The 20,226-nt window shown below is 68.5% G+C and carries 19 protein-coding genes and 1 tRNA gene (1 of these 20 cut by a window edge); 14 read left to right on the top strand and 6 right to left on the bottom strand.

From position 1 onward, the window contains the following. Positions 1-117: 117 nt before the first annotated feature. Positions 118-1,257 carry an A24 family peptidase gene (locus tag EI73_RS07315; RefSeq protein ID WP_034385562.1) on the bottom strand — a complete coding sequence of 380 codons (1,140 nt, stop codon included), beginning with the start codon at positions 1,255-1,257 and terminating at the stop codon, positions 118-120. 152 nt (positions 1,258-1,409) lie between these two features. On the opposite strand from EI73_RS07315, the gene EI73_RS07310 reads away from it, so the two are divergent. Further along, positions 1,410-2,873: a nitronate monooxygenase gene (locus EI73_RS07310; RefSeq protein ID WP_081908980.1), complete on the top strand. Its 1,464-nt coding sequence runs from the start codon at positions 1,410-1,412 to the stop codon at positions 2,871-2,873. Positions 2,874-2,915: 42 nt separating this feature from the next. On the opposite strand, the gene rimO is transcribed toward EI73_RS07310, so the two are convergent. Next, positions 2,916-4,373, bottom strand: a complete 1,458-nt coding sequence (gene rimO, locus EI73_RS07305) for a 30S ribosomal protein S12 methylthiotransferase RimO (RefSeq protein WP_034385560.1) — start codon at positions 4,371-4,373, stop codon at positions 2,916-2,918. Positions 4,374-4,597: 224 nt separating this feature from the next. On the opposite strand from rimO, the gene minD reads away from it, so the two are divergent. The 4 genes from minD to EI73_RS07285 all read left to right on the top strand — a co-directional run bounded on the left by minD (position 4,598) and on the right by EI73_RS07285 (position 7,615). Continuing rightward, complete coding sequence (minD, locus tag EI73_RS07300; RefSeq protein WP_034385556.1) at positions 4,598-5,398, top strand: septum site-determining protein MinD; 801 nt, start codon at positions 4,598-4,600, stop codon at positions 5,396-5,398. Position 5,399: 1 nt separating this feature from the next. Continuing rightward, positions 5,400-5,657 (top strand): cell division topological specificity factor MinE, encoded by a 258-nt coding sequence (gene minE / locus EI73_RS07295; RefSeq protein WP_034385554.1) that lies wholly within the window; start codon positions 5,400-5,402, stop codon positions 5,655-5,657. 76 nt (positions 5,658-5,733) lie between these two features. After that, positions 5,734-6,609: an SDR family NAD(P)-dependent oxidoreductase gene (locus EI73_RS07290; protein ID WP_034385551.1), complete on the top strand. Its 876-nt coding sequence runs from the start codon at positions 5,734-5,736 to the stop codon at positions 6,607-6,609. A gap of 61 nt (positions 6,610-6,670) precedes the next feature. Next, positions 6,671-7,615 (top strand): aldo/keto reductase family protein, encoded by a 945-nt coding sequence (locus tag EI73_RS07285; protein ID WP_034385548.1) that lies wholly within the window; start codon positions 6,671-6,673, stop codon positions 7,613-7,615. 69 nt (positions 7,616-7,684) lie between these two features. Here EI73_RS07285 and EI73_RS07280 read toward each other — a convergent pair whose 3' ends face one another. Next, the gene (locus tag EI73_RS07280) at positions 7,685-9,397 is read right to left on the bottom strand and encodes a diguanylate cyclase (RefSeq protein ID WP_034385546.1); all 1,713 of its coding nucleotides are present in this window, start codon (positions 9,395-9,397) and stop codon (positions 7,685-7,687) included. Positions 9,398-9,547: 150 nt separating this feature from the next. Here EI73_RS07280 and EI73_RS07275 point away from each other — a divergent pair, with 150 nt between their 5' ends. Together EI73_RS07275 and EI73_RS07270 are read left to right on the top strand one after the other, a co-directional pair. Then, positions 9,548-10,501 (top strand): ABC transporter ATP-binding protein, encoded by a 954-nt coding sequence (locus EI73_RS07275; RefSeq protein ID WP_034385544.1) that lies wholly within the window; start codon positions 9,548-9,550, stop codon positions 10,499-10,501. Continuing rightward, positions 10,494-11,366, top strand: a complete 873-nt coding sequence (locus EI73_RS07270) for an ABC transporter permease (RefSeq protein ID WP_034385541.1) — start codon at positions 10,494-10,496, stop codon at positions 11,364-11,366. The genes EI73_RS07275 and EI73_RS07270 overlap by 8 nt, the downstream gene beginning before the upstream one ends. A 25-nt stretch (positions 11,367-11,391) precedes the next feature. Here the strand turns inward: EI73_RS07270 and EI73_RS16525 are convergent, their stop codons facing one another. Then, positions 11,392-11,796 carry a hypothetical protein gene (locus EI73_RS16525; RefSeq protein ID WP_197050751.1) on the bottom strand — a complete coding sequence of 135 codons (405 nt, stop codon included), beginning with the start codon at positions 11,794-11,796 and terminating at the stop codon, positions 11,392-11,394. 108 nt (positions 11,797-11,904) lie between these two features. Between EI73_RS16525 and EI73_RS07260 the strand changes: the two genes are divergently transcribed. The 7 genes from EI73_RS07260 (at position 11,905) to EI73_RS07230 (ending at position 19,095) form a co-directional block, all read left to right on the top strand. After that, entirely contained in the window at positions 11,905-13,017 is a 1,113-nt protein-coding gene (locus EI73_RS07260) for an XdhC family protein (protein WP_051935440.1), read from the top strand. Between the two features lie 15 nt (positions 13,018-13,032). Beyond that, complete coding sequence (locus EI73_RS07255) at positions 13,033-13,419, top strand: YbaN family protein (RefSeq protein ID WP_034385539.1); 387 nt, start codon at positions 13,033-13,035, stop codon at positions 13,417-13,419. Then, positions 13,416-14,399 carry an alpha/beta fold hydrolase gene (locus EI73_RS07250; protein ID WP_231557303.1) on the top strand — a complete coding sequence of 328 codons (984 nt, stop codon included), beginning with the start codon at positions 13,416-13,418 and terminating at the stop codon, positions 14,397-14,399. Before EI73_RS07255 ends, EI73_RS07250 begins: the two co-directional genes overlap by 4 nt. 9 nt (positions 14,400-14,408) lie before the next feature. Further along, positions 14,409-15,413: a 4Fe-4S dicluster domain-containing protein gene (locus EI73_RS07245; RefSeq protein ID WP_034385537.1), complete on the top strand. Its 1,005-nt coding sequence runs from the start codon at positions 14,409-14,411 to the stop codon at positions 15,411-15,413. A gap of 133 nt (positions 15,414-15,546) precedes the next feature. Further along, positions 15,547-18,177 (top strand): DEAD/DEAH box helicase, encoded by a 2,631-nt coding sequence (locus EI73_RS07240; RefSeq protein WP_034387889.1) that lies wholly within the window; start codon positions 15,547-15,549, stop codon positions 18,175-18,177. Between the two features lie 43 nt (positions 18,178-18,220). Beyond that, positions 18,221-18,294 (top strand) — tRNA-Gln (locus tag EI73_RS07235). Between the two features lie 207 nt (positions 18,295-18,501). Continuing rightward, complete coding sequence (locus EI73_RS07230; protein WP_034385535.1) at positions 18,502-19,095, top strand: DUF4384 domain-containing protein; 594 nt, start codon at positions 18,502-18,504, stop codon at positions 19,093-19,095. Positions 19,096-19,177: 82 nt separating this feature from the next. Here EI73_RS07230 and EI73_RS07225 read toward each other — a convergent pair whose 3' ends face one another. Then, on the bottom strand, positions 19,178-19,912 hold the full coding sequence (locus EI73_RS07225) for an acyl-CoA acyltransferase (protein WP_051935575.1): 735 nt from the start codon (positions 19,910-19,912) through the stop codon (positions 19,178-19,180). A 53-nt stretch (positions 19,913-19,965) separates the two neighbouring features. Then, a protein-coding gene (gene menC / locus EI73_RS07220; RefSeq protein ID WP_034385531.1) for an o-succinylbenzoate synthase crosses the window boundary here: on the bottom strand, positions 19,966-20,226 show its 3' end. Its footprint extends 849 nt past the window's final position; the window shows 261 of its 1,110 coding nt (coding positions 850-1,110); its start codon lies off the right edge, out of view; it ends in the stop codon at positions 19,966-19,968.

The following is a 20,226-nucleotide window of genomic DNA, read 5'->3' as shown; positions in this document are numbered from 1 at the left end:
CCGCCGAGACGACGAGGATGACGGCGCGGGAGTGCTTGTTCCCGCCGGTCCGCGGCCTCGGCGCGGCGGTGCCCATGCCCCCTTTCCCCGGACCGAGGAGGAAGACGCCGCTTCTGTCTATAGCCCCAGCAGTCCCCGGTAGGCGGCCACAAGCTCCCCACCCCACAGCAGCGCCGCTACAGCGCCAAGGGCCAGGTAGGGGCCGAACTTGACCCGGTTCTCGCGCCGCAGGGCGAGCTGCGCGAGGCCCAGCACCGCTCCCGCGAAGACGGCGACCACGACCGCGACAAGGAGCCGCTCCCACCCCAGGAAGGCGCCGATCACGGCAGCGAGCTTTACGTCCCCGAAGCCCATCGCAGAGGGGTCAAACGGTGTGTCCTCCTCCGCCTCCGGTGTGCGGCGGAGCCACCAGTACACGCCCGCGACCAGGGCTGCTGCGCCCGCTGCCGTCAGGGCCCCCTGCACCATCAGGATCAGGCCGGGACCGAAGCCCGCGCTTCCGAGCAGCAGGCTGAGCAGAAAGCCACTCAGGGTGAGGCGTTCTGGGACGCGGACCACTCGGCGTGCGGCCACGTTGCCCGCGGCGGACAGCAGCGCCGCACCCAGGCCCCACCACGGCCCCAGCCAGGCGCCCGCCAGCAGGGCAAGGCTGAGCTGCTGGTAGCCGATGGGCTGTTCGGGGTACTGCCGCTCGCGGAAGCGCCGCAACACCCAGGAACCCAGCAGGTCAATGGTGACGAGCAGGCCGGCGCCCAGCAGCGCTCCCTGCAGGGCCTGACCGAAGGTTGGTAAGCCCGTTTCCCCCACAGTGGCCGAATGGAGCCCGGCGAAGGCGAGGCCCAGCGCCACACCCGGCAGGGTCAGTTCGTCGGGGATGGTGGAGGTGTCAAGGTCGATCACGCTCGCCACCAGCAGAAGTGTGAAGAGCAGCATCAGCCCGAGTGTGCCCGCACCAAAGGCCGTGAAGGGAAAGAGGGCGGCAATCGCCGCGTAGCCCAGAGCGGTCAACAGCTCCACCAGCGGATAGCGCGAGTGGATGGGCGCGCGGCAGTAACGGCATTTCCCGCCCAGGCTGAGCCAGGAGCCCAGCGGCACCAGGTCGCGTGGGGCCAGGCGGTGCGCACAGTGGGGGCAGTGGCTGGGCGGAAAAGCGACATTCTCCCCCCGCGGCAGCCGCCAGATCAGCACGTTCGAGAACGACCCCACAAGCAGGCCCAGGACGCCCGCCAGGAGCACGAAGAGAAGGTCGGGGCTCACGGAGGAAGTGTACGCGGCCGCCTCTTACAAGGTCCTGCCCCAAGCGGTTTTTTGACCGTGTACCGACCGCAGGGCCCCAGTGTGAAAAGCGCTCAGACTGTCTGCCAACACTGGACACCTTCTGGGCTTCCTGCCCACTTCGGAGACTCACCATGACCATTCCACCCATCCCGCTGACCACCCCGCCCATTTCCCCCCAGCCGGCGCCGCTGCCGCGCATCATTCAGGGAGGGATGGGCGTGGCCATCTCCAACTGGGTGCTGGCCCAGGCCGTCTCGCGCACCGGACAGCTCGGTGTGGTGTCTGGCACCGGCATTGACAACCTGCTTGTCCGCCGCCTTCAGGACGGTGACCCCGGCGGGCACATTCGCCGCGCGCTCGCCCACTTTCCCGATCAGGAGCGGGCGCGGCGGGTGGTTGACCGCTACTTCCTGGAGGGTGGCCGACCGCCCGGGCAGCCCTACAAGCGAGTGCCGCTGCCCACCCTGACCCGGCAGCAGCCCGCCTGGGAACTCGCCATCCTGGGAAGCTTTGCAGAGGTCTTTTTGGCCCGCGAGGGCCACAGCAACCCGGTTGGCCTGAACCTCCTCACCAAGCTGCAACTGCATACCATGCCCGCCCTGTACGGCGCGATGCTGGCGGGGGTAGACACCGTGATTATGGGGGCCGGGATTCCGCGCGAGATTCCCGGAGTGCTTGACGCCTTTGCCGCGGGTGAACCCGGTACCTTCCGGCTGGACGTGAAGGGCGAGGGGCCGTCTGCCAGCGTGCCTCTGACCCTGGACCCGGCGGACTTCGGTTTCGGCGGCGTGAGCCTGCACCGCCCGAAGTTCTACCCGATCATCTCCTCGCACGTGCTGGCGGGCGTGCTCACACGCAAGGCGACAGGCAGCATTCAGGGCTTCGTGATCGAGGGCCCAACCGCCGGGGGGCATAACGCGCCGCCGCGTGGCCAGGTCACGTACGACGAGACTGGGCAGCCGATCTACACTGAGCGCGACATCGCCAACCTGGAGGAGATGCGCCGCATCGGCCTGCCCTTTTGGCTGGCGGGCGGCAGCGGCTCGCCGGAAGCGCTCCAGGCCGCGCTCGCCGAGGGAGCAGCGGGGATCCAGGTCGGCACCCTCTTTGCCTACTGTCAGGAGAGCGGCCTGCGTCCCGAAACCCGGGACTACGCGCTGGCCGCGGTTCGGGCGGGTGAGGCGAGCGTCTTTACCGACCCCCTCGCCTCGCCGACCGGGTTTCCCTTCAAGGTCGTGCAGCTCTCGGGCACCCTGTCTGAACCGGAGGTGTACGGGGCCCGCACCCGCATCTGCGACATCGGCTACCTGCGCGAGGCGTACTGGGACGGCGAAAAAACCGGCCTGCGCTGCTCGGCCGAGCCGGTCGAGACGTATGTGCAAAAGGGCGGCAAGCTGGAAGACACGGTGGGCCGCAAGTGCCTGTGTAACGCCCTGATGGCCGACGCCGGGTACGCCCAGATTCAGAAGGGCGGTGAGGTAGAGCCCCCCCTGCTGACGAGTGGGGACGACCTGGTGAAACTCGCCGCCTGGAAACCCGGCTACACCGCCGAGGACGTGATTCGTTACCTGCTGGGCGAGGGGTTGCCGAGCTGAAACCCGCTCGCCCTATGCTTCGCTCGGGGTCGGCGCCCCCGCCTAGTGCCGCCCGAAGTGCCCGAGCTGCGGCACGTTGGGCCGCCACTCCGGCCGCGCCACCACCTCACCGTAGAGGTCGTACTCGTCACTGTCCTCGATGCGGGCCTGAACGATGTCACCGGGCCTCACCTGGCCCGCGAACTCGCCCGCGTACAGGTACACCTGCCCGTCGATGCCGGGGGCGTCCCCCTTCGTCCGCCCGATCAGGCGAGTACCGGGGGCGTCTCCCTCGTCGTCATTGAACTCGTCGATGATGACGTCCATCACGCGGCCAACCTTCTCGGCGAGCTTCTCGGCGCTGATTCGCTGGGCGACCGCCATGAAGCGGCTCAAGCGCTCCTGTTTGACCTCCTCGGGCAGCGCGCCGTCAAGGGCGTTCGCGTCCGCCTCCTCCACGTCCGAGTAGGGAAAGGCGCCCACGCGGTCCAGCCGGGCCTCCTCCAGGAAGTCGAGGAGCAGCTGAAAGTCCTCTTCCGTCTCGCCGGGAAAGCCCACGATAAAGGTGGAGCGGATCACGAGGTCCGGGCAGAGTTCGCGCCAGCGCCGAATGGTCTCGAGCTGCTTGCCCGCGCCGGGTCGCCGCATCCGCCTCAGGACGGCGGGCGAGGCATGCTGGAGGGGCACGTCAAGGTAGGGCAGAATCTTGCCCTGGCCCATCAGCTCCACGATCCGCTCGACATGCGGGTAGGGATAGACGTAGTGCATTCGCACCCAGGCCCCCATCTCCCCCAGTTTCTCGGCCAGATCGGTGAGGTGAGCGCGCACCTGACCCCCCTGAAACTCAGACGGGCGGTGGCGGAGGTCTACGCCGTAGGCCGAGGTGTCCTGCGAGATGATCATGATCTCCTTGGTGCCCCCCGCGATCAGGCGATAGGCCTCGTACAGCACCGCTCCCGCGTCGCGGCTGACCTGCCGTCCGCGCAGCTTGGGGATGATGCAAAAGGAGCAGGTGTGGTTACAGCCCTCCGCGATCTTCAGGTAGGCGTAGTGCCGGGGCGTGAGCTTGACGCTCGGCGCGAGGGCGTCCCCCGGGCGCATACCGGGCGCGGCCACCGGAAGAAGCCCGGTGAAGGGATCCATCTCGATAGGCAGCAGCTCGCGCAGGTGGCTCATCACCTCGTCGACAGCTTCCGAGCCGGTGATCGCCGCGACCTTGGGGTGACGCTCCCGAATCTTTTCGGGGCGCTCGCCCAGACAGCCGGTCACAATCACCTTGCCGGTGTGATCGAGCGCCTCGCCAATCGCGCTCAGCGACTCCTCGACCGCCGGGGTGATGAAGCCGCAGGTGTTGACGATCACGGCCTGCGCGTCCTCGTAGCTGGGCGCGACCTCATAGCCCTCGGCCCGCAGCTGGGTAAGGATTCGTTCGCTGTCTACAAGCGCCTTGGGACAGCCCAGGCTGATAAACCCAACTTTGGGGACTGCCACGGTGGGCAGCGGTTCTTTGATCCTCGTCATCGGTATTCCTCCACGCGGACGCGCCGCCGCGTGGGAACACGCCGGGCGCGAGACTCGGCCCAGCAGTGTACAGGGATGGGACGGGGGGAGGATAGGGCGGGCGTCACACCTCCCCGGCTTCCTCCCAGGGGTTGAGCCCACGCCGCGTCAGCAGACCAGAGCGTGTCGCGTTGGGGCCGGGTTTCCCGCTTTGGGGAGGGCGAGTTGATACACTGCTCCCCGTCATGAATGCCAAGGTCATCGTCGTCACATCGGGCAAGGGGGGCGTGGGCAAAACCACGACCACCGCGAACATCGGCGCGGCGCTCGCCAAGCTGGGCGAGAAGGTCGCCGTCATTGACGTCGACGTGGGCCTCAGAAACCTCGACGTGGTGATGGGCCTGGAATCGCGAGTGGTGTTTGACCTGATCGACGTGCTGGAAGGCAAGTGCCGCCTGCCCCAGGCCCTGATTCGCGACAAGCGGGTCGAGAACCTCTACCTGCTTCCGGCCTCCCAGACCCGCGACAAGGAGGCGCTCGACCCCGAGGTGTTCAAGGACGTGGTGCGGCAGCTGCTGGAGGAAGAACGCTTTGACCGGGTCCTGATTGATTCGCCCGCCGGCATCGAGTCGGGCTTTAAAACCGCCGCCGCCCCCGCCCAGGGCGCCCTCGTCGTCGTGAATCCCGAAGTCTCCAGCGTGCGCGACGCCGACCGTATTATCGGGCTGCTCGAGGCGCAGCAGGTGGGCGAAATCCGCCTGATCATCAACCGCTTGCGCCCCAAGATGGTCGCCAGCGGCAACATGCTCTCCGAGGGAGACATCCTCGAGATCCTGGGCGTCAAGCCCATCGGCATCATTCCGGAGGATGACGGCATTCTGGTGAGCACCAATGTGGGTGAGCCCGCCGTGCTGGGCAAGACCAAGGCCGGACAGGCGTTCCTCGACACCGCCCGGCGCCTGCGAGGGGAAGACGTGCCGTATCCCAAGCTCGAAGAAGACCGCGGCTTCTGGGCCATCTGGCGCCGTCTGTTCGGGGGGGCCTGACATGTTTTCGTGGCTGAACAAGCGCCGCAGCAAGGACACCCTCAAAGACCGACTCGAACTGGTGCTGGCCTATGACCGCGCGCAGATTCCGCCCGGCAAAGTGGACGCCCTGCGCAACGACCTGCTGGAGGTTGTCAAGCGCTACTTCCCGGCGGGCAGCAGCAACGTGGAGGTTGAGCAGCGCGGTGATCAGGTGGTCCTGATGGCGAGCATTGCGCTCGACGAGCCGCCGGGAGACGCCCCCCGCCGCGAGCGGTGACGTGCGGTTTGCCGGGGGCTGGGAGAGGGTCCCCGGTCACTGGTTGTGCATCGGGCGGCAGAGCAGGAGGGGCAGCATGAACGAGGGGAAGATGAGCCAGCAGCCACCTCTGGCCGGGAAGGTTGCCCTCGTGACGGGCGCCTCGCGTGGGTTGGGCCGCGCCGCCGCGCTAGAGCTCGCAGCGGCGGGTGCCCACGTGATCGCCACGGCACGCAGCACGCGCGGGCACAGCACGGTCCCGGCGTTGCCCCAGACGACGGTGGATGACACCGCCGACGCTGTCCGCGCCGCGGGTGGTCAGGCCACGCCCCTGAAGTGCGACCACACCGACCCCGCACAGGTCGAGGCCGTCATCCGGCACATCGCGGACACGTATGGGCGACTGGACGTGCTGGTGAACAACGCCTGGGGGGCGCACGAGGGGGGAGCCGGGGCGGGCGGCGGGGTAGAAGTCTGGGACGAACCCCTAGAGCAGTTGCGGAACATGCTGCTTGTCGGGGCCTACAGCGATTACGTCACCAGCCTGCTGGCGCTGAAATACCTGATGGGGAAGCGGGGGCGCGGCCTGATCGTCTCCACCACTTGGCACACCGACGAGCCGCCGGGCTGGCTGCTCTACGAGGTGAGCAAGGCGGCCAAGAACCGCCTGGTCTACGCGTTGGGCCACAAGCTGCGGGACACCGGGATCAGCGTGGTGGGCGTTGCGCCCGGCTGGATGCGGACGGAACTGATGCTCCAGCACCACACCCCGGAGGAACTGGCCGGGCAGACCGAGACCCCCCACTACGCCGCGCGGGGCATCGTGGCCCTGGCCGCTGACCCGGACGTTTCCCGGCATACCGGACGCATCCTAGACGTGGGCGAGCTGGCCGACCTGTACAGCGTGACTGACCTGGACGGCACGCAGCCACACTGGTACGCGGAGCAGCGGCGGAAAAGGTTGGTGGAATGACCCCCCTTAACTCCGCCTCAATCTGCCCGCCTTCCCTGCTTTGAGAGTTAAAGTACTGGGCATGGAATACCGCAATCTCGGCAGAAGCGGCCTCAAGGTCTCGGAAGTGGCGCTGGGGGGCTGGGTGACTTTTGGGCACTCGGTGAACGACCAGCAGATGGTGCGGGATATCGTCCTCAAGGCCTACGAGGAAGGCGTGAACTTCTTCGACCAGGCGGATGTGTACGCGCGGGGCCGCAGCGAGGAGATGATGGGGGCGGTGCTGCGTGAGCTTCCCCGGCACACGCTCGTGATCTCCTCCAAGGTCTACTGGCCGATGAGTGACGACGTGAACGACCGCGGCCTCTCGCGCAAGCACGTGCTCGAGAGCATCAACGGGAGCCTTAGGCGCCTGGGTACCGACTACGTCGACATCTACTTTGCCCACCGCTACGACGAGAACGTGCCCATGGATGAGATCGTGCTGGCCTTTGACCAGGTGATTCGTGACGGCAAGGCCCTGTACTGGGGGACCTCGATGTGGCCGGCGGCACGCATCGCCCAGGCGGTGGAGTTTGCCCGGGCGCACGGTCTGCACGCGCCCGTTACCGAGCAGCCCGAGTACTCCATGCTGCGCCGGGACCGGGTGGAACAGGAGATCTTGCCCTACACCGAGCGCGCTGGCGTCGGCCTGGTGGTGTGGAGCCCTCTGGCGATGGGCCTGCTGACCGGCAAGTACGACGAGGGCCGCCCCGAAGGCGCGCGCCTCACCGAGAACGAGAACTGGGGCCAGAACTTCCTCACCGAGGCGAACATCCAAAAGGTCCGCGACCTGAAACCCATCGCGGACGAGCTGGGCCTCACCCGTGCGCAGCTCGCCGTAGCCTGGATTCTGCGGCAAAAGGGCGTCAGCTCCGTGATTACCGGCGCGACGAAGGTGGGGCAGATCGAGGACACCGTGAAGGCGGCGGGCGTGAAGCTGTCCGAGGACGTGTTGCACCGGATTGACGAGATCCTGACGCGTTAAGCCGCAGCAGAATGCCGAGAGCCGGAGCCGCCGCTTCGGCTCTGTTGGTAGGGGTCGCCGGGTTCCGCTTTACGGGGCTGTGCAGCCCGGTCCCGGAACGCGAACCGGTGGAGACACCCGGTTGCGCCCAGCCTGCTTGGCCTGGTAGAGCTGTTCGTCGGCCTGTTCCAAGGCCGCGCGGAAGGCCGCCTCTTCTGCTTCTGCGGCAAGGGCGTAGCCGGCGCTGACCGTGAGCCGCAGGCCGCAGGGCAGGTCAGGCCAGGTGTGGCTGGCCACGGCTTTGCGCAGGCGCTCGACCAGCGCGGGGGCCTGGGCGGGATCTACCCCGGGCAGCACCAGCAGGAATTCCTCGCCGCCGTGGCGGGAAAGCAGGCTGCCAGCGGGCAGGTGGGCGCTGAGGCGCGCCGCCACCGCCTGGAGGGCCACGTCGCCCACCATGTGGGAGTGCTGATCGTTGACGGCCTTGAAGTGGTCGATATCGAACAGGGCCACCAGCAGCGGTCCCGATTGGCCCTCCAGCTGCGCTACGGCGTCTCGCAAGCCCCGGCGGTTCAGCAGGCCGGTGAGGGGGTCCTGGCGCGCCTGGGCTTCGGCGCGGCGCACGCTCTCCTGCCAGGTATTCGCCTCGGCGCGGGCCAGACGCAGTTCGCGGCTCAGGTCGTCGTTGCGCTGCTCGATGTGCGCGAGTTGGGCCAGGGCCTGCTGCGCGCTCGCGAGGGCCTCACGGCAGGTGGCCAGTGCAGCGGCCAGATCGCCTTCCTGCTCGTAGAGACGGGTCAAGGCTTCCAAGACCGCCTGGCTCTCGCGGTGGCGGCCCTGTTGGCGGGCGAGGTCCAGCGCGACGCGGTACTGCTGGTGGGCCTGCAGAAGCTGCCCGGTCGCCTCGCTGACTTCCGCCAGGGTTAGGTGAGCGTCCAGATACACCCGCTGTCCCACCTCGTGGTGGTGGTCGAGGGAGGCCTGCGCGTGCCGCTGCGCCCGCTCCAAATCGCCCTCCAGCAGCGCGAGCCGAGCAGCGTGCGCCTCGGTGGTGAGGGCGAGCAGGCGGTCAGGAAAGCGTGCGAGCGCCGCGCGGGTTGCCTCGATGGCCGCTGCGGTACGAGCACGGGCCTCGGCTTCTGCGTCCGGGCGTCCGCGTTCACGGGCCCGCCGCGCGAGATTGAGGTAGATGTGGGCGCGGTTCTCGTGGAGGTAGGGCCGGACGGCCAGCTGCTCCTCTTCGGGCAGCGAGAAAAGCAGCTCTTCGAGCAGATTGAGCTGGTGTAGAGCATCGGCGTGGTGGCCCGAGAGGTTGGCCAGGTACGCGAGGTTGATGTGGGCATTGACCTGGTCCATCACGTCACCGCTCGCCTGGCCGAGGGCTTGGGCGTCCAGCAGGTCTCGCCGCGCCCCCGTGACGTCTCCGGCGGTGAGCCGGGCGACGGCCCGCGTGTTTCTCACCTGTGCCTCCAGGTGGTGCAGGGCGTGCTCTTGCGCGAGGTCCAGCGCGAGTGCGAGGTGCTCAAACGCCTGCTCCTGCTTTCCCTGGGTGACCTCAATGGAGGCCAGCCCCGCCAGGGCCACGACCGTCGCGTCGGGGGTACCCGCGCTCAGCGCCCAGTCCAGGGCCGCCTGCGCCAGGGGCAGCGCCGTCCTGAGCGAATGGTTGCGGTAGTGCCGAGCCAGCGCGAGGTAGGCCGCCGAGCGCGGCGCTCCCGGTGCCGCATGGGCCAGGGCGTCACGCAGATGGGGTGGAGCGTCGGGCGGCAAGGGCACCGGCTCCACAGGCCGATTCACTTTCATGTAGAGTATTTTGTTCAACGGACCCTTGCCGAACTATCACCCCGCCTTGACGTTTCGGGGGGAGTTGCGCTGGTCTCTTCGGCCCGGGTGCACGAGAGGCTCCATCTTTAGAAGCATGTCCGCCGCGACCGGGCCCTCTATGCTGACCGGGTGGCAGCCATCGAGACGCAGGACGTACGCAAGGTCTACCGGGGACGAGCGGTCGTTGATGGCCTCACCCTCCGGGTCGAGGAGGGAGAGGTGTTCGGGTTTCTGGGGCCAAACGGAGCAGGCAAGAGTACCACCGTCAAGATGCTGCTGGGCCTGGTGCATCCCAGCAGCGGCGCGCTGCGGGTGCTCGGCGGCTCACCGCAGGATCCCGCCGTGCGCGCTCGCCTGGGCTTTTTGCCCGAGCAGTTCCGCTTCCAGACCTGGATGACGGGCGAAGAGTTCCTGCGGTTTCACGGGCGCCTGGCAGGCCTTGCGGCGCAGGAGCTGCGAACGCGAGTTCCCGAGGTGCTGGACCTGGTGGGTCTCGGCGGGCGGGGGGGGGAGACGCTGGGCGGCTACTCGAAGGGGATGCTGCAGCGCATCGGGCTGGCCGGAGCTCTGCTGGCGCGTCCCCGCCTGGTGTTTCTGGATGAGCCGACCAGTGCGCTCGACCCCATCGGGCGCGTGGAGGTGCGGGGAATCATCGAGCGGCTGCGCGGGGAGGGCGTGGCCGTCTTTCTCAATTCCCACCTGCTCTCGGAGGTGGAACAGGTCTGTGACCGGGTGGCTTTCGTGAAGGCAGGACGGGTGCTCACGCAGGGGAGCCTCCGGGACCTGATGGGCGGCGCGCTGCCGGTGGAGCTGCGGGTAGACCGGCTGCCTCCCGACCTCCTCGCCACCCTGGCCCGCCTCGGAGAGCTGCGCCACACCGAAACGAACCGCCCCGGACGCGCTGAGGCGACCCTATGGCTGGCCAACGAGGACGACCTTCCTGCCCTGGCCGCCGCTGTGCACGCGCACGGGGTTCGGCTCTATGCCCTCATCCCGCGCCGCCCGGACCTCGAAACGCTGTTTCTGGAGCTGATCGAGGAGACGCCCGAAGCCCCACGGCCCCAGGAGGCCGCTCGTGCGTAACGTCCTGTTGCTGGCGGAACTCTCCCTGCGTGAGGCGGTGCGCAAGCGGCTGGTGCTCGTGCTGCTGCTGCTGACCGCGGCGTTTTTGGGGTTTTACCTGTACGGCGTGTATCGCCTGGAACTCAGCCTCGACCAGCGGGCACTGGACGCCGGTCTGGACGAGCGCAGCCGAACGGGCGTGGCCAACCTCCCTGTGATGTACGCGGCGATGTTCGGCATGTACCTGGTCTATTTCCTGGGCGTGCTGATGGCGGTGCTGTCCAGCGTGGGGGCGATCAGCGGTGACGTCGAGAGCGGTGTGATGCAGTCTGTGGTGGCCCGCCCCATCAGCCGCGCGCAGCTCGTGCTGGGGCGCTGGTTGGGGTTCACGGCTGTGAACGTCTGCTACGTGGCGCTGGTGGGTGCGGCGCTGCTCGCAGGCGTCTGGGCGATCACGGGCTTTCTACCCCCTGCGCCCGTACCCGCCCTGGCCCTGATTCTGCTGGCGATCACGCTGGTCACGGCCCTCACCGTGCTGGGCAGCACCCTCCTCACCACGCTGGCCAACGGCATTGGCGTGTTCGTGCTGTACAGCGTGGGATTTGCAGGCGGCATCCTAGGGGCTTTGGGCAGCATCGCCGCTACGCCCACCCTGAGCACCCTGGCCAAGGTCGCCAACACACTGATGCCCACCAACGCCCTATGGTTGGGCGCGAGTTATTACCTGCAACCGGAGATCGTGCGGCAGTTCGGTGAGATGACGCGCGAGGCGAACCCCTTTTGGGGCAGCGGGCCCGTAGCGCCGGGGCTGGTCCTCTGGGCCGCTGCCTATGCGCTGCTGGCGGTGCTGGTGGCGATGTGGCAATTCAGCCGCCGCGACCTATAAGGTCGGGGAAAGGCGGCGCGGGCCTCTACAGCTCGCGGGAGTCTTCGTGTGGCGGGGGAACAGCCGCAGGCGTGTTCGGTTCAGAAGTGGGGGAGAGGGGAACCGTTCGGGGCGGATCCGCCGCAGGGAGGGCGGCGCTGTCCCGAGCCCGTTCGGTTTCCTCTGTCCGGGCGGAGGAGAGCTCCTCTATCAGGCGCTCACGAGCCTGGATTTCCTCGTCGACCCGGCGGATCTCTTCGCGGAGGCCGCCCAGCACCTCGGGATCAGCGCCCGCGTGGTAGGAGCGGCCCAGCCGGGCATAGAGGGTGTCGAGTTCCCGGGTGAGCTGAAACACCTCCACGCGCAGCCGTGCGGTCTGCGCCACCTCCTCGCCCCGGCGCTGAACCCGCTCGGCCCCGCGCCGCACGCGGTTCAGGATGTCATCCAGCATGAAGTGATTCTCGCGCCGGGGTGCGTGGGGCGGGTGAGGGGGGCTTTAAGGGAGACGGAGGGCACAAGGCTTGCCCCCCATGCTTGGGCGCGGCAGACTAAAAGCAACGTGAACGCCGCCGAGACTCGCGCCCTGTTGGGGGCGCTCAACGCCGCCCTGGCCCGCGGACAGCGTGCGGCCGTCGCCAGCGTGGTCGGCGTGCGGGGCAGCGCCTATCGCCGCGAGGGCACCCGAATGCTGGTGCTGGAGGACGGGGCGCAGGTGTGCATGCTGTCGGGGGGCTGTCTGGAAGCTGAGGTGGTGGAGGTCGCCCTGGAGGTGATTCGCACGGGTCGCCCGGTGTTGACCCACTACGACCTTTCCGAGGACGCGACCTGGGGTCTGGGGATCGGGTGTGGGGGCAGCGTGGACGTGTGGGTAGAGCGGGTGGACGCGACCGATCCGGTCACTGCGGCGTGGCTCGCTGCACTGGACAGGGAGCAGGCCGCCGCGCTGGCTGTCCCGCTGGATGGCGGAGGGCGCCTGTTCGTCACGCCCGCCGGTGGGGTGACGGGGCAGCTACCGGACCCGGCGCTCCACGCCTTTGCCGTGGAGGCGGCTCGGTCCCGGCTGGGGCTGCGCGAGCCGCGCGCGGCCACCCTCGCCGCGCCGGACGGCACGCCGGTCTTTGTCGATGTCAATGTCCCCCCGCCGCAGCTCGTGCTGTATGGCGCGGGGCACGACGCGGTCCCTCTTGCGGCGCAGGCGTACGCCCTGGGGTACAACGTGCACGTGATTGACCCCCGGCCCGCCTACCTCACGTCCGCTCGTTTCCCCGGCGCGACGCTGCATAACCTCGCCCCCGAGGACCTGCACCGCTTCACGCCGGGAGAGCGGGCCCACCTGATCGTGATGAACCACCACCTCGACCGCGACCGCGTCTGCCTCGCGCATGCCCTGCGGTCGGGGGCGGATTACGTGGGTGTGCTTGGTCCCCGTTCCCGCGCCGAGGACCTGCTGCGTGCCCTGGCGGAGGAGGGCGTCACCTTGACGCCGGAGCAGCTTGCGCGCCTGCGCTCGCCGATCGGCCTGCGCCTGGGTGCAGAGGCCCCCGAGGAGGTGGCCTTGAGCATCCTCGCGGAACTGATGGCCTGGCGGCGCGGGTACGACGGCGGTTTTCTGAGCGGGCACACCGGCCGTATCCACGACGCGGTGACGCATGCTCCTTTTTCGCTGTCCTGAGGCTACCCTGGGCAGATGCAAGAGTCGTCTCCTCCCGTTGTCCGGCCCCTGTGGGTGGCGTTGGGGTTTGTGCTGACCGGCCTGGGCGTTCTGGGGCTGATCCTGCCTGGTCTGCCCGGTACCGTCTGGTTCGTGTTGGCCGCCGGTGCTTTTGCGCGGGGGAACCCGAAGTGGGAAGCGTGGCTGCTGTCGCGCCCGGTGGTGGGCCAGCTCGTGCGCGACTACCGTGAGGGGCGCGGCATGCCGCTGCGGGCCAAGTGGATCGCCTGCACCTGCATCGCGCTGGCGGTTGCCGTGAGCCTGCCGCGCATTCCCGTCCTGTTTGGCCAGCTTGCCTGGAGCCTGGTGGGCCTCGCGGGCATCCTCTTCATCACCCTGCGGGTCCCCACCCGCCGCCCGTGATCCTGACGATGCGCCAGCGGCTGCTGCTGGCCGCCGCGGTTGGCCTGGGAGCGCTGCTCACCCACGTGCGTACTCGGCAGAACGAGGGCCGCTACCCGCCGCACGGACGAATCCTGCGCCTCCCGGATGGCCCCACGCACGTGATCGAGGGGGGCTCCCCCGGTGGGCCTCCCCTGGTGCTGATCCACGGCAGCGACGGGGTAGCTCTGGACTGGCCCATCTCGCCCCTGTGGGCTCACCTCAGCGGGCACACACGCCTGATCGCGCCCGACCGGCCCGGCCACGGCCACACCCCCGCTCCCGCTGGTTCGCCCGTGACCGTGGAGGTGAATGTGCGGCGGCTACGGCAGGTCTTGGACGCGCTGGCCAGTGGGGAACCCGTCACACTGCTGGGCCATTCCTACGGGGCGGCGGTCGCGCTCGCCTTTGCGGCCGCGCATCCGGAGCGCGTGCGGGCGCTGGTCCTGATTGCACCCACCGCGTTTCCTGCTCCGGGCCTGACCCGGCCACTCGCCTACGTGCCGCTGGTGCCGGTGCTGGAAACGCTGCTCACGCGGGTGCTGCTGCTGCCGCTGGGCCGCCTGGTCGCACGGATCGAAGGTGCCCGCGCCTTCTATCCCCAGCCCGTTCCCCCCGCCTGGCACGCGATGATGCTGGCCTTTTCGCGCCGCCGTGCGCAGGTGCACGCCCTGGCCTGGGAGAACCGTACGCTTCCCCGGGAACTCGCTCGGCTGGTGCCCGCCTACTCCGGGCTCAGGGTGCCCGCCGTCATCCTGGCAGGTGTGCATGACCGCCTGGCCCCGGTCCAGGTCCATGCCGTTCCCCTGGCGGCGGCCCTTCCGCAGGCCGAGCTGCGTCTTTTGCCGGACGGCGGTCATCAGCTGCACTGGACGCATCCGAAAGAGGTGGTGCGGGGAGTAGATGCCCTGCTGGACGAGAGCCTGTTCGAGCTTCCACTTGTCTCCCCGCCCGCCCGCTAGACTCCGCCCATGCTGAGAGGGGTGCTGGAGCGGCTGGGCGAGTACGGGAATCCTGTGCCGCGCTACACGGCGCCGCGTTGCCTGCTTGAACGGCAGGCGGTGGGGGGCTGTGACGCCTGCCACGCCACCTGTCCGCATCAGGCGATCACCCTCGGTCCCCTGGGACAGAGCGTCGAGATCGATCCCCAGGCCTGCACGGGCTGCGGTCTGTGTGTGCAGGTCTGCCCCTCCGGCGCGCTGGAGTACGACCTCACCGCCTCCCTGCAGAGCGTGCGCGACGCGGGGCAGAGCGGGGAAGGCGCGGCCAGCCTCGCCTGCTCGCAAAGCGGCGCGGGGGGTCCAACCCTTCCCTGTCTGGGCCGGGTCACACCTGCCCTGGTGTCCGCAGCGGGGGCATGGGGCATCCCCCTTACCCTGCTGCACGGGGAGTGTGCGGGGTGTTCGGTGGGGGCGCCCGATGTGCCCGAGCGGGTGCGGCGCGTGGTGGAGGAGGCGCAGGAGCTTCGGGCCGCCACGGGGCAGCCCGCCCAGGTCAACGTGCGTCCTGCCACGCCGGAAGACCGCCAGCAAGCAGGGCGCGTCTCGCGCCGCGGGGCCTTCGCCCAGCTTCTGCGGGCAGGGCGGCAGCAGGTCGCCCAAGCCCTGCCCGAGCGGCCCCTGCCCTTTGTGGACTGGAGTGATCCCGAGAAGCGCGTGCCCGAGGAATGGCGCTGGCGGGTCCGCACCCTCACGCCCGCGCCGCCCCCGGAGGCGGGGGTTCACTGGCCTGCCCCTCTGGTGGACGACAGCTGCATCGACTGTCCCGTCTGCTCGAACGTGTGCCCCACCGAAGCGATCACCCGTGAACGCAAGCCGGAAGGCGGCGTGAGGCTCCTCCTGAACCTCTCGGCCTGCACGAGTTGCCTGGCCTGCGTCCGCTCCTGTCCGCCCCAGGCGATGCACCCGCAGGAAGAATGGTTGCCCGCCGCTTTTCAGGCGCTCGTCCTGCTGCGGGACAGTGACAGCGTGATGTAGGCAGGAAGAAGGCCAACTCCAGCGTGCGAGGCGCTCGAAACGCCCCAGGTTCAGCCCGCCTGATCTCCGGTCCCTGCTCCCAATGTAGAGCGTGCTGCCCCTTCCCCGCCCGCACCGCTCTACACTGGGGGGCGTGTTTTCCCCCCGCTCCCCCTACGCCCGTCTGGAGGGATTCCTGCGCGATATCCTGGGGGGTGGCGCGGTCCTGCTGCACGAGGAGGCAGCGGCTGCGGCCCGTACGCTGAAGGTGGAAGAACTGGGCTGGTCCCCGGCGGTGGCCCGCGGCTTCGGGTTCCCAGAAGTCTTTAGCCACCAGGCGGAGACGTACCGGCTGATGCGTGACGGTCAGCACGTTATCCTGACCACCCCGACCGCCAGCGGCAAGACGGGGGCCTTTTTTCCGGCGGTCTTCGAGCGGCTGGAACGTGATCCGGGGGCGACGGCCCTCTTCATCTATCCCCTGGTAGCGCTGGGGCAGGACCAGCGCGACAAGTTGAGTGCCTTTTGCGGGCGCGGCGGCTTCGCCTGGGAGATCGGAGCCTTTCAGGGAGGAGCGCAGCCGAACGAGGTGTTTCGCGAGAACGTGCGGATGGTGACGGCCACGCCCGACAAGCTGCACTGGGCCCTCACCCAGCCTCGCGTACGGGACTTTCTGCGGCGGCTCGCCTTTGTCGTGCTCGACGAGGCGCACACCTACCGGGGCGGGTTTGGCTCCGAGGTCGCGGGGATGCTGCGGCGGTTGCTGGGGCTCTCCCGGGCGCTGGGGGCAAACCCTCAGGTGGTGCTCTCCACCGCCACCATCGGCAACCCGGCCGAATTCGCGCGGGAACTGGTGGGCGTAGAGGCCGCGCAGGTCAGCGAGTCGGGCGCCGCCCGGCACGGCAAACGCTACTACCTCGCGGATCACCGCGGGCAGCCGCGCCGCTTCTGGGACGCGGTGGTGAGTGCCAGCGTTGAGCGTGGCCTCAAGGTGCTGGCTTTTTTCCGTGGCCGTTCGCGGGCCGCGCGGCTGTACTCCACCTACCGGGCGCAGGCCCCGTTTCGCAACCACGTTCACCTCTACATGGCGGGAACCTCCGACCGCGAGGGCCGCCTCACCGAGTTCCGCCGGGCGAAAAGCGGGGTGATGTTCGCCACGAACGCGCTCGAAGCCGGGGTGGATATCGGTGACCTGGAAGTGGTGATCATTGACGGCTATCCCGGGTCGCGGATGGCCTTTCGGCAGATGGCGGGCCGTGCGGGGCGAGTGGCGCCGGGATTGGTGCTCTACCTCCCCGCCCTCAACGAGCAGGGGGTCCCGCAGCCTGTAGACGCCTTTTACTCCAACGCCGAGAACTTTCGCGAGCTTGTCACCGGCCCTATCGAAAAGGCCGTGGTGGAGGCTGAAAACCCCTACCTTGCGCCCCGTCACCGCGCTCGGGCGAACGAGGAGTTTCGGGCCGCGGGGCTTCCTGCCGAGCTGACCCCTGGCCCGAGCTACTGGAATCTGCGCGGCGAGGGGAGTGCCAAGTTCGCGGTGGTGGAGGAGGCCGAGTGGGTACAGAAAGGCATCCGCGCCTGCGACGCGCCCCTTGAGTCTCCCAGCCAGCACTACGCCCTGACCGAGAAGCATGAGGGGGCAATCTTTACGCTGGACGGGCAGGGCTACAAGGTGACGCGCTGGGAGGAACACCCTGCCGGAACGGCGATTCTGGTGCAGAGGTTCGATGCGGCCAACCTCTTTACGCGCGGCCTGTACAGCATCGAGGTCAACCCGGTGAAGATGGGCGAGTGGGTGCGGCGCGGACCCCTGGCCTACCGCCATGGTGAGGTTGTCATTCGCCGCCGTTACACCGGCTACATGATGATGCGCCAGGTCTTCGAACGCGTCTGCACCGGCTGTGACCGTGAGCCTGACCCGACCGAGCGCGTCTGCCGGGCCTGCGGGGGCCGAATCCAGGACCGCATGCAGGACCACAAGCTCTCTGAGCACCTCTACGAGGAACCGCTCGAGCTCCCGCCCTTTCGCACCTCTGCGCTGGAGATCGGTGTAGACGCCCGCGCCACCGAACAGCCCACAGCCGTCGCCCATACCCTCAAGCACCTGCTGCAAAAGCTCACGCCCGAGCGGGTGGCCTGCGATGAGAACGACCTGGCCGGGGCCTTTCGGGCAGACCGCGACAACTACTTCTTTCTGTATGACGACTGGCTGGGCGGCCTGGGCGTTTCCCGGCGCGCCTTTGAGAATATGAACGACCTGTTGCGCCGGGCGCTGGACCTGACGGCCAAGACGTGCTGCAAGGAGGCGCACGGCTGCTACGAGTGCATCGCCGTCAGCCGCTGCTACGCCCCCTTTTTGAGCAGTGGCGAGCGGCGGCCGACCGACAAGCACGCCACCCGCGCCTTTCTGGAAGCCCTGCTGGGTGTGGAGAGCGCGTCCCCGCCCGAACCCGAAGCCCCCCTGCCCGAGCGTCCCGCTCTGCCCCCCTCCTGGCCGCTACAAGCCCGCGAACTGCTCGACCTGTACGGCCTCAGCCTGCCCGAGGTCAGCGCCCGCTTGGGCATCCCCAGCCGTGAGCTGCAGCGCGCGGTCAGCACCACCGGTCCCCTGCGGCTCCGCCACGCCAAGTTCGGTGAAGGCGTCTTTCTCCAGGGGTTCTATCAGGGTGAGCGGCGCGAGGTGCTGGTGTACTTTCCCGGCGTAGGCCAGAAGCGGTTGCTGCTGAAGTACGCGGGCCTGACCGTGCTTGAGCCAGAAAGCCGCGCTGCCGTGCCGGGCAGTTGACCCTTCCTGCGGCACGCGGCTATACTTCGCAGGCCTGCGCCATTGGGGCATGGTGTAATGGCAGCACAGCAGTCTTTGGAACTGTTAGTCAAGGTTCGAGTCCTTGTGCCCCAGCCATACAGCGTCAGCGGAGGCGGAACGGGAAAGGTTCCGCCTCCGCTTGTTGCTGCCCGTATGAGGGTTCATCCTGCTCCCGCTCACGTTCCGTCAGCTGCGCTTCACCCGGCGTCAGACGGGCGGGCCTAGGCTGAAGCCAGCAGTGACGCCGGTTTGTCCGTGCCTAGACGCTTCTGGCTTGCCGGTGCTTCCGCTGAAGGAGACGCCATGAAGAAGCCCGCCATCCTGCTCGCCCTGACCGCTTCCCTGATTGCTCCCCTGGCGACGCCTGCCCTGGCTGCCCCCAAGCTCAGCGCCCAAAGCATCATCGTGAACCCTGTGCCCACCGCCTTGTCCGCACGGGTGTGGGTCGACCGCGACCCCAGCGGCACGCGCACGCCGAACTACCGCATCGGCGACCGCATTCGCGTGTCGGTCTCTGTCAACGAGGATGCCTACGTGTACCTCTTCAGCGTGAGCCCGGACGGTACGGTGGATCAGATTCTTCCCAACTCCCTCAGCAGCGGCGGCAATTTCCTGCGTAAGGGTGAGGTGCGGATCTTCCCCTCTGCCCGTGACAACTTCGTCTTTCATGTGGGCGGTCCCGCCGGGCTGAACAAGGTGCTTGTCGTTGCCAGCCGCCGCCCGCTTGACCTTTCCGAGCTCAGCTCCTTCAAGGCGGGTGAGCCCTTCGCGCAGGTGAACGTCAAGGGCAGTCAGCAGCTCGCCCAGGCGCTTAGCATCGTCGTGAACCCGGTTGATCAACCCATTCCTCAGCAGGACTGGGTGAGTGACACCGCGTTCTTCAACGCCACCTACTGAGCCTTCGTGGTCTACCAAGCGGGCATCCCCACTGGGATGCTCGTTTTGGGCAGGTGCCGTCCAGCGAGGATGCAAGACCCCCTCATGGGGACCGGGTCAGCACGTAAAAGGCCCGGTCGCCCTCCCGTGCGAAGTCGGTGACGGCGTAGCCGCGGCCCAGGTACGTGCCCAGCGCCTCTCGCAGGGCATAGCGCCACTTCAGCCGGTCCTCCTCTGAGAGCTGCTCGGCCTGGGTGGGTACCTCCGCCAGCAGCTTGGGGGCTTCCTGGGCGAGGGTGACCGGGCCGGGCGCGGTGCCCGCCGCTTCCAGCACCCGCTCCCCCTGTGGCGGCGGGGCGGGGCGCTCGGCGTGGGGCCGCGTCAAGTCCCACTCGATCATCAGGCGGTCAGCAGGAAAGGCCCTCTCGCGCGACGGGCCCAGGGCATACCACTCGGGGTGGTAACTCACCGCCCGCGCTCCCAGCTTGCCCAGGTTGAGTCGGGCATTGCGCGCGACGAGGGGGTCAAAGGTCCAGGTCATGCGCGTCAGGCCCTGCGCGAGGGCCCGCGCCCGCTGCGCGAGCTTGAGCGCCACCGCCGCTCCACACCCGCGCCAGTCGGGATGCACCGCCAGCAGGTGCGAGTGATGCCAGAGCTGTCCTCCCCGCAGGGCCGGGAAGCCGTAGGCCAGACCAAAGGGACGTTGCGGGTCGTCCAGGGGATAGGCCGCCAACACCACCGCGCCGGTATGGGCCCCGATGCGGAACATGGTGGCCGGCAGGACTTCCCGGTCACTGTAGCCCCAGGCCTGCACCTGTACGTCCTCCAGCGCGCGCATCGCCCAGGGGTCCGTGACGTCCCGGATCACAAAGGACCGGCGGTCTTGCTCGTTCAAGCCCGGTACTCCTCTTGCAACTCTGCTCTCCGCCCCACAAAGTCCCGGTTGAGCGTGACCCCAATGCCCGGCCCTGGGGGCACCGGCATGACGCCGTCCGTCGCCTCCAGCGGCTCGTTGACCACGTCCGTCTCCCAGTAGCGGCTGGCACTGCTGGTATCGCCGGGTAGGGTAAACCCCGGCAGTGTCGAGAGATGGATGTTGTGGGCGCGGCCCACGCCGCTTTCCAGCATGCCGCCGCACCACACCGGGGCGCC

The sequence above is a fragment of the Deinococcus sp. YIM 77859 genome, from assembly GCF_000745175.1.
GTDB lineage: Bacteria > Deinococcota > Deinococci > Deinococcales > Deinococcaceae > Deinococcus.
This window is presented reverse-complemented; position numbering and strand designations above follow the sequence as displayed.